Annotated in this window: 5 protein-coding genes; 2 read left to right on the top strand and 3 right to left on the bottom strand. The window is 56.2% G+C overall.

Annotated features, from left to right (window positions below):
• Nucleotides 1-372: 372 nt before the first annotated feature.
• Complete coding sequence (locus ACYVAD_RS20455; protein WP_461141396.1) at nt 373-2,337, top strand: sialate O-acetylesterase; 1,965 nt, start codon at nt 373-375, stop codon at nt 2,335-2,337.
• Nucleotides 2,338-2,461: 124 nt separating this feature from the next.
• A complete protein-coding gene (locus ACYVAD_RS20450) occupies nt 2,462-3,406 on the top strand; it encodes a carboxypeptidase-like regulatory domain-containing protein (protein ID WP_461141395.1) in 945 nt (314 codons plus the stop codon).
• Between the two features lie 70 nt (nt 3,407-3,476).
• Here ACYVAD_RS20450 and ACYVAD_RS20445 read toward each other — a convergent pair whose 3' ends face one another.
• The 3 genes from ACYVAD_RS20445 to ACYVAD_RS20435 form a co-directional block, all read right to left on the bottom strand.
• Complete coding sequence (locus ACYVAD_RS20445) at nt 3,477-4,562, bottom strand: CobW family GTP-binding protein (protein ID WP_461141394.1); 1,086 nt, start codon at nt 4,560-4,562, stop codon at nt 3,477-3,479.
• 41 nt (nt 4,563-4,603) lie between these two features.
• Entirely contained in the window at nt 4,604-5,998 is a 1,395-nt protein-coding gene (locus tag ACYVAD_RS20440; protein ID WP_461141393.1) for an alkaline phosphatase, read from the bottom strand.
• A gap of 166 nt (nt 5,999-6,164) precedes the next feature.
• On the bottom strand, nt 6,165-15,248 hold the full coding sequence (locus ACYVAD_RS20435; protein WP_461141392.1) for a putative Ig domain-containing protein: 9,084 nt from the start codon (nt 15,246-15,248) through the stop codon (nt 6,165-6,167).
• Nucleotides 15,249-15,299: the final 51 nt, after the last annotated feature.

Genomic DNA, 15,299 nt, shown 5'->3' with positions numbered 1-15,299 from the left:
TGTTGGCTGGGCCGCATTAGGCTGGGCCAGCGCGGTTGTGGCCATCGATAGGCCCAGACTGGTAAGGCCCAGACCGGCGAGCGCCAACTGCCTTAATGGTTGCTGCCTGAAAATGGTTGTCGTTACGTTGTGCATTCGGTTGGTGAATAAAGATTCTAGAGAAAATGGTGCTGCGAGCGACGAATAACTCTATTGATGCGGGGTAATCAGTAGAGAAAGTCGCAACCTGCTCCTGGTTTACCCTAAAATCGGAGAAAGTGATCAGCCTATGGCTTTACTATTAGGTTGGTTTATTAGCCAACGACGGATGGGTAAGTAGAGCGGTACGCTGATCTTTCGTACATTGGCTGCGCCCTATTACAATTCTCCTCAATGAACTACCGATTACTCTATTGCCTCCTTCTGGTTAGTACCTGTCTACTGGCTAAACCTAAGCCCGTCCGTTTGTTTTCCGACCACGTTGTCTTGCAACGGCAGAAGCCCATTCCGGTCTGGGGTTGGGCTAGTCCGCGCGAAGAGGTGACCGTAACGCTGGCCGGACAAAGCCGGCGAACTAAAGCCAATACCGACGGGAAGTGGCTGGTGACGTTTGCTCCAATGGAAGCGGGTGGCCCACATGACCTGACGATCCGTGCCAAGTCCGGCGAAGTAGCCATTCACGACGTATTGATCGGCGAGGTATGGTTGTGCTCCGGGCAATCGAATATGGAGTTTCGGGTGGATCAGGCAGACAACTATGCTGCGGAGAAGCGCAACACTAACTTCCCGCAGATTCGTCACTTTTACGTAGAGCATGAACTGGCACTGACTCCCGAGCAGGACCTGAAAAAGGGGGATTGGAAAGTATGCTCGTCCGAAACGGTAGGCGGTTTCACGGCCGTTGGGTTCTTTTTTGCCCGCGAGCTAACCCAGAAACTGAACGTACCCATCGGCCTGTTGCATTCGTCCTGGGGTGGCTCGCAGTTGGAAGGCTGGCTCAGTAAAGAAGGCATGTTGGAAAATGAAGAATTACGTACCTACGCTCAGCACCTGCCCACGACCTGGGTCGAAGTTGATAGCCTGATGGATCAGAAGCTGAAAAAGCAACTATTAGGCTCGGTCCGTCAGCCGACGCGCGATGACGAGAAAAAGTACCTGGCGGTTGACTACGACTTTGCTAACTGGCGAAGAGCTGATCCGCTCGGGCAGTGGGCCTGGAAAGACATGCGCGGTTTCAAAGGCGAAGGCTACATGGCCCGTGTGATCGACATTCCGGCCGACATGGTAGGGAAGCCAACGACCCTTGGGCTGGCGCAGAACGATAGTCCCAACCAGATTTACATCAACGGCAAACTTGTGAGCGAAGGCGTACTGGAAGGGACGCGCAAGATTGAGCTGCCCGCCAACACTTGGCAGCCCGGTGAAAACCGGCTGGTCGTTAAATTTGGTAGTGTGGTCAACCCCACCTGGTTTGGGATGGGCGTGCAGGGATCCCCGTCGGATCTGTACGTTGCCAGCGGCCCCGACCGGATTAGTCTGGCGGGTGAGTGGCGGCTGATGCCCGCCTTTGCTGAACCACATTCGTACATAAAATTCATGAACAACGTCGGTACGACGATTTATAACAGCATGATCGCCCCGCTGGTGCCGTTCGCTATTCGCGGAACGCTCTGGTATCAGGGCGAATCCAACGCGGGGCGGTCGTATCAGTACCGGCAAAGTTTCCCGTTGCTGATCACCGACTGGCGTTCCAAGTGGGGGCAGAACGGCAAGCCCGATGATTTCTCGTTTTATTTTGTTCAACTGGCCAGTTACGGAGCCGAGCAATCCAGCAACAAGGGTAGTGGCTGGGCCGAACTTCGGGAAGCCCAGACTCAGACGCTGAAACTACCCAAAACCGGAATGGCCGTTACTATCGACGTAGGAAATCCCAAAGATATTCACCCGACTAACAAGCAGGACGTGGGCCACCGGCTGGCGCTCCAGGCGTTGAAGCAGGACTTCGGGCAGAACATTGCATACAGTTCGCCGATGTTCGAATCCGTTACGTTCGAGGACGGCAAGGCGATTGTTACGTTCAGTAACGTAGACAAGGGATTAGTCGCCAATGATAAATACGGCTATCTGAAAGGTTTCGAAGTGGCGGGGGCCGACAAGCAGTTTCACTACGCCAAAGCGGAGATTGCTGGCAACAAAGTGATTGTGTACCATCCCAATGGGCAGAAGCCCGTGACGGTGCGTTACGCCTGGGCTGATTCGCCCATTGAAGCGAACCTGTTCAACTCAGCCGGACTACCCGCCAACCCCTTCCGAACGGACGACTGGCCTGGTCTAACGCTGAAAGCGAAGTTTGAGTAGGAGCTACGTCGGTGTGATTATCGGGATATTTGGTTGGAGTCTGTGTAACGATGCAGAGAAAATAATTAGTTTGTTGAAGATATTTACAGTACTAAGAAAAAGCTAAACAGGTATTTATTTGTCTGTGAATAAGATCATAAAAATTCGTTTTCTGCTTCTTACGAAGTGCCTCTTGCTAGTCCATCTATTGTTATTGCCATTAAGTAATATTTTTGCGCAATACACTATCAAAGGAACAGTAATAGATAGTGTAACTAGGAAACCACTAGAATATGCTAACGTAGTGAATGTGACCGAAAATAGTGTGGTTTATACCAATGTTCAAGGACAATTCGAACTGATAGTGAACAGCAAAGTGGATCGCATCCAGGTTTCAAACATGGGCTACAAACCCTATACTCTACTGGAACTGTCGGACGAACAGGTTGTGACAGTTTTATTAGTGGAGACTCCGATAATGATTGAAGAAATTTCCGTCAAAAAACGGAAGCTAGAAAAGCATTCAGAGGAACTGGGCTTTCACAATGAAGAAACGATAAGTACTAATTGGGGGCCAGGTGGCCAAGTAGCTAATACTTATGTCGTATTGATTAAAAATCCACAAACAATCGAGGCAGAGATAGATAAAGCCTACTTTAAATTAGGTAAATATTTGATTGGAAGAAATGGCTTTTCGAAAGCCCGAGTCCGCGTGATGAAAATTGATTCATCAGGTTTGCCAGGTAACGATTTGCTACGCGAAAATAATATTGTTCGTATCAATCCGTTTAGTCAGTCCTTTTCAATTGATTTGAAAAAGTATCATATCAATTTCCCTAAAGAAGGTATATTTATTGGTCTGGAGTTTTTCTGCCAAACGGTTAAAAAAGGTAGTGAGCATGCCTTCAAATCGAACTGTCCTACTATTGCGTCAACGAAAGTGAGAGACTACAAAGCAAGAGGAGAAAGTTATTACCACTATTTCGATCCTATAAAAAAAACTTGGAAATGGATAGGCATCACGAATGGTGAGTTATCTAAAGCCTTCACCTTTAGTATCTTCAAGTTCGGTCTACGAGTCAATTACTAAAATTATTGATTCGTTTTTCAATATTTATGCCTTGCTTATTCAATAGGGAAGTACCAAATCATCGACCACTTCACAACTTCGGCGTCGACCGAAGCTGAGAGGAACTCACTACGTTCCAGGTTGAGGGTTTGGCCAGACACTGGCGCAGCATTTTTTCGAAACCCTGTGGTTTAAGCAGTTTACCAATAAACACGACCCGGCTGGTCCGTTCCTCACCATCGGCCCAGTCAGCTCCTGTCGTTATAACCAGGTTTTTGCTAACCGACTGCAGAATGATTTTCTGATGCTGATCGCGGGCCGAGATGATGCCCTTTACGCGGTAAATACCCTGCGACTGAAACAGAAGAAACGCCGTAAGCCGATGTTGGAGATCGGCCAGCTCGAACGGTTCCGTAAATCGAAAGCTGAGCGAAACAATATCACTGTGGACATGGTGACGATGTTGAACCGACGTATTTAGTGCAGCTGGACTTAGTGGCCGAAACAGCGGTACGGCGGGTTCAGCCGGTTCAATATCTCGTTCCAGAGCAAACAACTCGTCGATGGGGTAGGTCTCCTTGTCGCCGTAGAGAATGTGGGCGAATGGATTCAGGCCATGTAATAACTCGGTCAGCTGCTGGACGTAAGCGGACGAAACTGTATCGATTTTGTTTAGCAGAATAACATCGCTGAAACCAATCTGGCGGATGGCTTCCTCCGTATCGCGTAACTGGTCTTCGATAAGTTGCGCATCGACCAGGCACACAACCCGTTTTAGATCAAACGTTTTCTGAACACTGGGCACCGTCAGGAAAGGTTGAGCCACACCCGACGGATCAGCGATACCGGTTGTCTCGATCAGTAATTCATCAAAGCTGTCCCGTCGGTCGTAAAGCTCTTCCAGTACCTCGTACAGACCGTCGTTGAGCGAGCAACAAATACAACCGTTGGCCATCTCGACCACATCCGTATTGGCCTGGACAACCAGCTCACCGTCGATACCTTCTTCGCCAAACTCGTTTTCGATGATGGCAAATTTGGTACTTGGCCGAGTCGCCAGTATGGCGTTCAGCAAGGTCGTTTTGCCGGCTCCCAGGAAGCCGGTCAGGATGGTGACGGGTTTGAGTGTGCTGCTCATAAAATTGTCGCGGTTCAGTTCCGTATAATCAGTACCCATTGTACCCGAAAATAATTCGTCTGAACCGCGACAACGGCGTTCTATTTCAAACTAACCTCCGCGGCCGTTAGCAACAGATTATGCAAGTCCGAGTTTTTAACTAGTGGTGTCAGTAACTCGCTGCCCGGCCCCAGCATGGCTAGTTCAACGTAATCAGCCGTGTGATCCATACCGGCCCAGCCGATTGACGTATGAGCCTGCTGAAGCAGCGCGAATGAGCGGTAGGGTAAATGGCTGGGATTGTAAAGACCCTGCTCGTTCGGCTGACCATACTGGCTAAGTAAGCTTTTCGCATCATCATTGGTCAGCGCAATCCCCTGTGCCGCCTGCACCTGTTCGATGAGTTGCGCCGGGGTGGTACTACTGGACGTGATGCCTGTCAGGATACGATTATTGGTGTGCCGAAAGGTGTGCAGCCGGTCAAAGTTTTTGTTGGCCTGATTTCCGTACAATAACGCCGGATCGCTGTTGCCGTGGTCAGTCGTGAGGACCACCAGCGTATCCTTGTTTTTATCGGCGAAGTCAATGGCAACTTTTACCGCATCATCAAACGCCAGTTGGTCGTACAACAAGGCACCAGCATCGTTGGCGTGAGCCCCCCAGTCTACCTTGCCACCTTCTACCTGTAGCACAAAGCCATTGGTATTACTCTGCATCTGATTGATGGCCGTCGCCGTCATTTCGGCCAGACTAGGAGTCTGACTTTTCAGCGTTTCATCGTTTTCCCGGTCGAGGGCGTAGGGGAGGCCGTCCTGATGAAAGACGCCTAACACTGGGCTGCCTGGCCGAACTGACTGCATATCGGCCCGATTCGTCACAACCTGATAACCGCTGGTTTTGAACTGACCGAAAACGTCTTTTTTATCCGCGCGTTTCTCGGCGCTGAAGAATTCGGTACCTCCGCCCATCATAACGTCGAAACGAAGGTCCAGGTACTGCAACGCGATGTCACCCTGACTGCCCCGGCTTTTGCTGTTAACGCAGAAACCGGCGGGGGTGGCGTGGGTAATAGGTACGGTGGTGACGCAGCCTACTGCTTTGCCAGCCGCTTTGAATTTCTGGAGAATTGGACGATGTTCCTCTCCGTTAGCACTGACATTCAATGAACCGTTGGGAACCCGGACGCCACCACCCCAGGCTGAGGAAGCCGCTGCCGAGTCAGTAATGAGCGACGTGGCTGAAGCCGTATCCATCAGCGCCCGCCGAACCCGGTTGTCGCGATACAGACCCAGCCAGTTACTCGACCGGCCTTCTTTCCGCTGCCGGAGTAGGTCCGCCATATTCAGCGTGCCCGTGCTCATGCCATCGCTCACCATGAAAATGATGTTCTTGGCTTTTGCGCCTTTACGATGGTTCTGTTCGTGACCGAATGACTGCGTGGTTGAGAGGAAGGCCGTTGCCAGGGTACTGTTGCGAAAAAAATCTCTACGTTTCATATACACTAAGCGCCAAACCCCGTTTGGGTACGGCTCGTTGGAGTAAACAAAGGTAGAGCGGAGGGTAGGGAGGAGCGTTACGGAAATGTTAACTTATCATATCAAGACAACAAAAACGCCCGGCCAGATAACTGGCCGGGCGTTTTGCCTTCGGGGTTTCAGTGGTTTATTGCTTCACCACTTTCACCGTTTTCACTTGCGTTGGTGTCGATACCCGTAGCAGGTAAACACCCCCCGTTGCTCCGAGTTTCAGCGTCTGGCGCTCGGTAGCTTGTGCGTTTTCGATGACTTGATCGCTTACTGGATAGCCGCTGCTGTTCGTCATCAGCATCCGTACCGACTTACCTTCTGCACCACGTATCTCGATCTGAGCGCTTTCGCCTTCAACCGGGTTACCCAGGACAGTTACTTCCAGCGGCATTTCGGCGTAGACAGGCGCTGCGACACGTGCGTTGGCACAACCGGCAATCGGACAAGCCTGACGGATGTTGAACAGGAACGTTTGTCCGTACACATACGTACCGTTGACCAACTGACGCACCTGGATTGGGACAGGAGCTGCATCGCAGGCCGTCCGGATACCCTGATCGAGGGTGACGTTGCAGTTCGTCGTCCAGTCGGTTACGCCGACGGCTCTGAACTCAACTGCACCACCGTTCGGATTACCGCCCGTTGCTGTGAAGCGCAGTGCGCCCGTCGTTGTCAGTTGCGCACAGTCGTAGATCGGAGTCGTCGCTCTCAGCGCCGTACCATCCAGGCTGCTGCTACCACAGTTGCTCGAAACGGGTGGGGTAACCGGCGGTTGTGGCGTCGTGACTGGTGGCTGTGGCGTTGTTTCGTTCGATGGGAGCACGAAGATCCGGAACGTTGTGATCACCGCAGCACCACTGTTGTCGCGGGCCATCACCGTAATGTTGTAGGTGGCTGGCTCCAGCGGCAGGGCGTGGAAGTGACCCGTGCTGTACGTAAAGCTGTCTGGTAGACGGGGCGAAATCGTGTACAGCAGTGCATCGCCATCCGGATCCGAGAACGCATTGGGTTGGATGTCATAATCGAAGATCTGACCAACTCGTGCGTACTGATCTGGAATGCCAGCGTTCACAACAGGTGTCCGGTTATTCGACGGACGTGGGCAACCTGGTGCTGGGCAGACCCGACGGATGTCGAAGATGTACGTTTGTCCGTACACATACGTACCGTTAACCAGCTGACGAATCTGGATTTCGATTGGTGGTGCATCGCAGAACGTGCGGGTTTCGAGGTCAATCGTTTCCGTACAGCTTGTCGTCCAGCCGGTGATACCATACGCCAGGAACTCGATTGGTCCTCCGTTTGGATTACCGCCTTCCGCCGTGAACTGAATGAGACCCGTGGTCCGGATTTGTTCGCAATCGTAGATCGGCATGGTTGCCCGCAGCGGAGTGCCATCCAGGTTGCTACCACAGTTGAGTGGTGGCTGGATAACCGCAGGTCTGATCGTCAGCACAAACGTGGTTGACGCCGTCGCATTGCTTGGATCCGTTGCTGTTACCGTCACTACCGTCGTACCCGGTGCGGTTGGTGTACCCGTAATCGCCGTCGTGCTTGGATTGAACGTCAGACCCGGAGGCAGGTTCGATACCGAAACTGTCAGCGGATCGCCGTTTGGATCCTGGAACGTATTGCCTGGGATCACAAAGGTAAAGCCAACGCCTACCGTACCCGATTGTGGCGGAATTGGATTCACAACAATCGGAGCCTGGTTGCCAGGGGTAGCCGGAACGATGGTGAATGGGAATTGCGTGCTCACCGTCGCACTACTTGGATCCGTTGCGATCACCGTTACGGTTGTCGTACCAGGTGTCGTTGGCGTACCCACGATAGCCGTCGTGCTTGGGTCGAATGTCAGACCTGGAGGCAGATTGATGACAGTCACCGTGATCGGATCACCGTTTGGATCCGTGAACGTATTGCCTGGGATCGGGAAGTTAACCCCTACACCGACAGTACCCGACTGCGGACCAATTGGGTTGGCCACGACTGGTGGTTGGTTACCCGTGCCACCGGTGCAGATGGTCAGCCAGTTAAGCGTGAACGTGGAGACTGACGAACCCTGTTCCGCACGTAGCGTGATGACTGGGTTGTCGGTATACAGATTCAGCGTGTAAGGACCTGACGCATACGTTGGAACCAGCTCGTTCACTACAGAGAACAGAACAGGCTGTCCGTTCAGACCCGCATAGATCGGCGAGAAGGTAAACGTCCGCAGACCTGCTGTTACCGTCTGGCAATTGATTGGCGTAACACCAACGATCGCGAACGGCGTTGTCTGAGCCGGTACCACATTGAGCGTAAAGCTGCCTGTTGCCGACAGACCCGCTGGATCGGTAGCCACGATGGTGATACCATAGGTACCGCTGGCCGAAGGGGCTCCGGTGATCACACCCGTTGCCGGGTTGATGGTCAGGGCGGCTGGCAGGTTAGGCGAGCTGAAGTTGAGTGGATCGCCGTTTGGATCGCTGAAGGCGTAGGCGGTCGGGATGTTGACACCCACACCCACCGTAGCGTTTACTGGCGACGTCAGCGACTGCGATAGCACCGGTGCTGCGTTAGCAGGCACCACGTTCAGGGTAAAGCTACCCGTTGCCGACAGACCTGCTGGATCGGTGGCTACGATGGTGATACCATAGGTACCGCTGGCCGAAGGAGCCCCGGTGATCACGCCCGTTGCCGGGTTGATGGTCAGGGCGGCTGGCAGGTTGGGCGAGCTAAAGCTGAGCGGATCGCCATTTGGATCACTGAAGGCGTAGGCGGTCGGGATGTTGACACCCACACCCACCGTAGCGTTTACTGGCGACGTCAGCGACTGCGATAGTACTGGTGCTGCGTTGGCTGGCACCACGTTGAGCGTAAAGCTGCCCGTTGCCGACAGACCTGCTGGATCGGTAGCCACGATGGTGATACCATAGGTACCGCTGGCCGAAGGAGTCCCGGTGATCAGACCCGTTGCAGGGTTGATCACTAGTGCCGTTGGCAGGTTGGGGGAGCTGAAGCTGAGCGGATCGCCGTTGGGATCGGAGAAGGCGTAGGCGGTTGGGATGTTGACACCCACGCCCACCGTAGCGTTCACTGGCGACGTCAACGACTGCGATAGCACCGGTGCCACGTTGACGGGCGGTTGCGGTACCACGTTTAGGGTAAAGCTACCCGTTGCCGACAAGCCTGCTGGGTCGGTGGCCACGATGGTGATACCATACGTACCGCTGGCCGAAGGAGCTCCGGTGATCACACCCGTTGCTGGGTTGATGGTCAGGGCGGCTGGCAGGTTAGGGGAGCTGAAGCTGAGCGGATCGCCGTTGGGATCGGAGAAGGCGTAGGCGGTTGGGATGTTGACACCCACACCCACCGTAGCGTTCACGGGCGAGGTCAGCGACTGGCTCAACACCGGTGCTGCGTTGGCTGGCACCACGTTGAGCGTAAAGCTACCCGTTGCCGACAGACCTGCTGGGTCGGTGGCTACGATGGTAATACCATACGTACCACTAGCCGATGGAGCTCCGGTGATGATGCCCGTGGTGGGGTTGATCACTAGTGCCGTTGGCAGGTTGGGCGAGCTGAAGCTGAGCGGGTCGCCGTTCGGATCACTGAAGGCGTAGGCGGTCGGGATGTTGACACCCACACCCACCGTAGCGTTCACCGGTGAAGTCAGCGACTGCGATAGCACCGGTGCCACGTTGACGGGCGGTTGCGGTACCACGTTGAGCGTAAAGCTGCCCGTTGCGCTCAAGCCTGCTGGATCGGTGGCTACGATGGTGATACCATAGGTGCCGCTAGCCGATGGGGCTCCGGTGATCTGACCCGTTGCCGCATTGATGGACAGTGCGGTGGGCAGGTTGGGGGAGCTGAAGCTGAGCGGATCGCCATTTGGATCACTGAAGGCGTAGGCGGTGGGGATGTTGACACCCACGCCCACCGTAGCGTTCACTGGCGACGTCAGCGACTGGCTCAACACCGGTGCTGCGTTGGCTGGCACTACGTTAAGCGTAAAGCTGCCCGATGCCGATAGTCCACTTGGGTCGGTGGCCACGATGGTGATACCATAGGTGCCGCTGGCCGAAGGAGCCCCGGTGATCACACCCGTTGCTGGGTTGATGGTCAGGGCAGCTGGCAGGTTAGGGGAGCTGAAGCTGAGCGGATCGCCGTTGGGATCGGAGAAGGCGTAGGCGGTCGGGATGTTGACACCCACACCCACCGTGGCATTCACTGGCGACGTCAGCGACTGCGATAGCACGGGCGCAGCGTTGGCTGGCACGACGTTGAGCGTAAAGCTGCCCGTTGCGCTCAAGCCTGCTGGATCCGTAGCTACGATGGTGATACCATAGGTGCCGCTAGCCGATGGGGCTCCGGTGATCTGACCCGTTGCCGCATTGATGGACAGTGCGGTGGGCAGGTTGGGGGAGCTGAAGCTGAGCGGATCGCCATTTGGATCACTGAAGGCGTAGGCGGTGGGGATGTTGACACCCACACCCACCGTAGCGTTCACGGGTGACGTCAACGACTGTGATAGCACCGGCGCCACGTTGACGGGCGGTTGCGGTACGACGTTGAGCGTAAAGCTACCCGTTGCTGACAGACCTGCTGGATCGGTGGCCACGATGGTGATACCATAGGTGCCGCTGGCCGAAGGAGCTCCGGTGATCACACCCGTTGCTGGGTTGATGGTCAGGGCGGCTGGCAGGTTGGGGGAGCTGAAGCTGAGCGGATCGCCATTTGGATCGGAGAAGGCGTAGGCGGTCGGGATGTTGACACCCACGCCCACCGTAGCGTTCACGGGCGACGTCAGCGACTGCGATAGCACGGGCGCAGCGTTGGCTGGCACCACGTTGAGCGTAAAGCTACCCGTTGCTGACAGACCTGCTGGATCGGTGGCCACGATGGTGATACCATAGGTGCCGCTGGCCGAAGGAGCCCCGGTGATCACGCCCGTTGCTGGGTTGATGGTCAGGGCAGCTGGCAGGTTAGGGGAGCTGAAGCTGAGCGGATCGCCGTTGGGATCGGAGAAGGCGTAGGCGGTTGGGATGTTGACACCCACACCCACCGTAGCGTTCACGGGTGACGTCAACGACTGTGATAGCACCGGCGCTGCGTTAGCAGGCACCACGTTCAGGGTAAAGCTGCCCGTTGCCGATAGTCCACTTGGATCGGTGGCTACGATGGTGATACCGTAGGTGCCACTAGCCGAAGGAGCTCCGGTGATCACACCCGTTGCTGGGTTGATGGTCAGGGCGGCTGGCAGGTTGGGGGAGCTGAAGCTGAGCGGATCGCCATTTGGATCACTGAAGGCGTAGGCGGTCGGGATGTTGACACCCACGCCCACCGTAGCGTTCACGGGCGACGTCAACGATTGCGATAGCACTGGCGCTGCGTTGGCTGGCACCACGTTCAGGGTAAAGCTGCCCGTTGCCGACAGACCTGCTGGATCGGTGGCCACGATGGTGATACCATAGGTGCCACTGGCCGAAGGAGCTCCGGTGATCACGCCCGTTGCCGGGTTGATGGTCAGGGCGGCTGGCAGGTTAGGGGAGCTGAAGCTGAGCGGATCGCCATTTGGATCGGAGAAGGCGTAGGCGGTCGGGATGTTGACACCCACACCCACCGTAGCGTTCACGGGCGACGTCAGCGACTGCGATAGCACCGGCGCCACGTTGACGGGCGGCTGCGGTACGACGTTCAGGGTAAAGCTACCCGTTGCTGACAAGCCTGCTGGGTCGGTGGCCACGATGGTGATACCGTAGGTACCGCTGGCCGAAGGAGCTCCGGTGATCACGCCCGTTGCTGGGTTGATGGTCAGGGCGGCTGGCAGGTTGGGCGAGCTGAAGTTGAGCGGATCGCCATTTGGATCGGAGAAGGCGTAGGCGGTTGGGATGTTGACACCCACACCCACCGTAGCGTTCACTGGCGACGTCAGAGACTGGCTCAACACCGGCGCTGCGTTAGCAGGCACCACGTTCAGGGTAAAGCTGCCCGTTGCCGACAGACCTGCTGGGTCGGTGGCTACGATGGTGATACCATACGTACCGCTGGCCGAAGGAGCCCCGGTGACCACACCCGTTGCTGGGTTGATGGTCAGGGCGGCTGGCAGGTTAGGCGAGCTGAAGCTGAGCGGATCGCCATTTGGATCGGAGAAGGCGTAGGCGGTTGGGATGTTGACACCCACACCCACCGTAGCGTTCACGGGCGACGTCAGCGACTGGCTCAACACCGGTGCTGCGTTGGCTGGCACCACGTTGAGCGTAAAGCTGCCCGTTGCCGATAGTCCACTTGGATCGGTGGCTACGATGGTGATACCATAGGTGCCACTGGCCGAAGGAGCTCCGGTGATCACGCCCGTTGCCGGGTTGATGGTCAGGGCGGCTGGCAGGTTAGGGGAGCTGAAGCTGAGCGGATCGCCATTTGGATCGGAGAAGGCGTAGGCGGTCGGGATGTTGACACCCACACCCACCGTAGCGTTCACGGGCGACGTCAGCGACTGCGATAGCACCGGCGCCACGTTGACGGGCGGCTGCGGTACGACGTTCAGGGTAAAGCTACCCGTTGCTGACAAGCCTGCTGGGTCGGTGGCCACGATGGTGATACCGTAGGTACCGCTGGCCGAAGGAGCTCCGGTGATCACACCCGTTGCTGGGTTGATGGTCAGGGCGGCTGGCAGGTTGGGCGAGCTGAAGCTGAGCGGATCGCCGTTGGGATCGGAGAAGGCATAGGCAGTTGGGATGTTGACACCCACGCCCACCGTAGCGTTCACGGGCGACGTCAGCGACTGTGACAAGACTGGCGCTAGGTTAGCTGGTGTAACAACTGTTACGCTCGCTACTGTCGTCGGACTTATACAAGCCCCGTTTGTACATACTGCTGAGTAACTGAATACGCCCGTTGCCGTTGTGGGAACGGTGATGACACTAGCGCTGCCGACCAAGCCGGTGTTGCTGGTGTAGCTCAGGGTGCCTGAAGTGCAGCTGGCGTTGAAGAGAACGCTGGCTGAGTTCTGGTTGACCGAGAGCGAGCTGACGTTAGCCGGGTAAGGCTGCCCCGCCTGGGTAACAACGGTGGGTGGTGCAGGCACGCCCAGTACCGTGACGGTTACGGTTTGGCTGACGACGGCGGCAATGCCGGCCACAGTGATGCCCGCGTTGACGGTCAGGGTGGCGGTGCCTGATGGCAGGCCGTTGACGGTGATGACATTACCTGATATGCCGACAATCGAGGACGGCGGTCCAACCAGGCTAAGGCCGATGGGTCCAGTGATAGCACCGAGTCCGGTCACGGTCAGCGAGAGTGGATCACCAACGCAGACCTGTAGCGAGGATGGGGTAATGCCGATCGTTGGCAACGGAACTGTGATTACCGTTACCGAGGTAACTGGACTAACGCAAGTCGTATTTTGTCCAGCGCACAATATGGGCAGAACCTGTACGCCCACAGTGGTCGGAGGCAGCGAAAGAAGCGGAGTGATTCCGCCTAAACCTGATGTGCTAACAACACCCGTTGGGCAAAGGGCTGTCAATGACAGCGTCGTACCTTCCAATACTGTCAGTGAGGCAACTGCTACTGGATCAGGAACTGGTACAACCGTAGCCTGAACCGTGGCTGACGCTACTGGAACACCAGCCAGCGAAGCGGTTACGGTCAGGTTGTTGATGCCACTTACTAGACCTGTTACGGTCAGTACGCCATTACCGTCCAGGGCCGAAGCCGTTAGCCCGGCTGGACCAGTTACCGTTACGTTGAGCAGTGGATCGCCTAGCGTAAGATTCGTCGGAATTACCGTCAGCGATAGAGGCTGATTGAGGCAGATTGGCGAATTAGTCAACAAACCGATGAGCGCTGGTACTACCGTAGTAGTTACCACCCGGATGGGGCTCAGACAGCCGTTGTCATTACACAGCACAGACAGACTCTGCACCCCGGCCGTAGTGGTCGGAATGTTGATGATGCCTGTTAGATTAGTCAAGTCTGACGCATTAACCAGTATACCGGTTGGGCAAAGTCCCGTTAACGAAAGGACGCTACCAACTGTAGCTGTAAGTGAGCCAGGTAGTGGCTGGTTGGGAACAGCAGGCTGCGTTACGTTGATATTGAACGTAGCACTTGCCACCGCTACTCCAGCCACACGGGCCGTCAGTGTGATTGGCTGATTGTTGCCTACTGTCAACTGACCACCATTGATACTTAATGCGCCGTTTGGACCTAACGCCGAAACCGCGAGCGTACCGGAGGTCGTACTTGCCGTAATCGTCACCAAGCTGAGGCTTACGCCCGGTGTTGGTAGTACGTTTAGATTGATTGGTAGATCGACGCAGACACTGGTTGGAATGTTACCCAAGTTGAGCGTTAACAGACCTACGGTTGGCAGCACGACCGTTGCCGGTGGGCAGGGGCTGCCCTGACAAGCGATGGTGACCGACTGGCCCGAGAGGTTGGCCGCGAAGGTCAGGTTGCCCGTGCCGATGGTGCCGTCGGCCAGGGTGTAGCTCAGAGGGTTGCCCACGGGGCAGGTGCCCAGGGTGAGAGCGGTGCCGACCACGGCGGAGGCCAGGTTGGTAGCAGGCACGATGGCGTCAATGCCCGTCACGCTGATGGGCACCGTGGCCACCTGCACGCCAGCCAGGCTGAGCGAGACGGTGAGCGTGTTGGTGCCCGATGGCACGGTCGGGATATTGACGTTCAACAGGCCGTTGGCACCCAGCACACTGACCGTTGCGTTGGCGATACCCGACACGCTAGCCGTTAGCAGGCTAGGCAGGTTGTTGCCGATGTTAGCGATGCCCACCGAGAAGGACAGGGGCTGTCCAGCGCAGATGGGGGCCAGCACGGGCTGAGTCAGGCTGGGTAGGGATACGGTTGGCAGCGTGATGGTTGCCGGTGGGCAGGGGCTGCCCTGACAAGCGATGGTGACCGACTGGCCCGAGAGGTTGGCCGCGAAGGTCAGGTTGCCCGTGCCGATGGTGCCGTTGGCCAGGGTGTAACTCAGAGGATTGCCCACGGGGCAGGTGCCCAGGGTGAGGGCGGTGCCGACCACGGCGGAGGCCAGGTTGGTGGCAGGCACGATGACGTCAATGCCCGTCACGCTGATGGGCACCGTCGCCACCTGCACGCCAGCCAGGCTGAGCGAAACGGTGAGCGTGTTGGTGCCCGATGGCACGGTCGGGATGTTGACGTTCAACAGGCCGTTGGCGCCCAGCACACTGACCGTTGCGTTGGCGATACCCGACACGCTAGCCGTTAGCAGGCTAGGCAGGTTGTTGCCGATGTTAGCGATGCCCAC

It is taken from the genome of Spirosoma pomorum (assembly GCF_054776615.1).
This window is presented reverse-complemented; position numbering and strand designations above follow the sequence as displayed.

What these genes read in the sequence shown, in the direction of transcription:
- ACYVAD_RS20455 (WP_461141396.1), top strand. Translation starts at nt 373, where the DNA reads ATGAACTACCGATTACTCTATTGCCTCCTTCTGGTTAGTACCTGTCTA.
- ACYVAD_RS20445 (WP_461141394.1), bottom strand. Translation starts at nt 4,562, where the DNA reads ATGGGTACTGATTATACGGAACTGAACCGCGACAATTTTATGAGCAGC.
- ACYVAD_RS20440 (WP_461141393.1), bottom strand. Translation starts at nt 5,998, where the DNA reads ATGAAACGTAGAGATTTTTTTCGCAACAGTACCCTGGCAACGGCCTTC.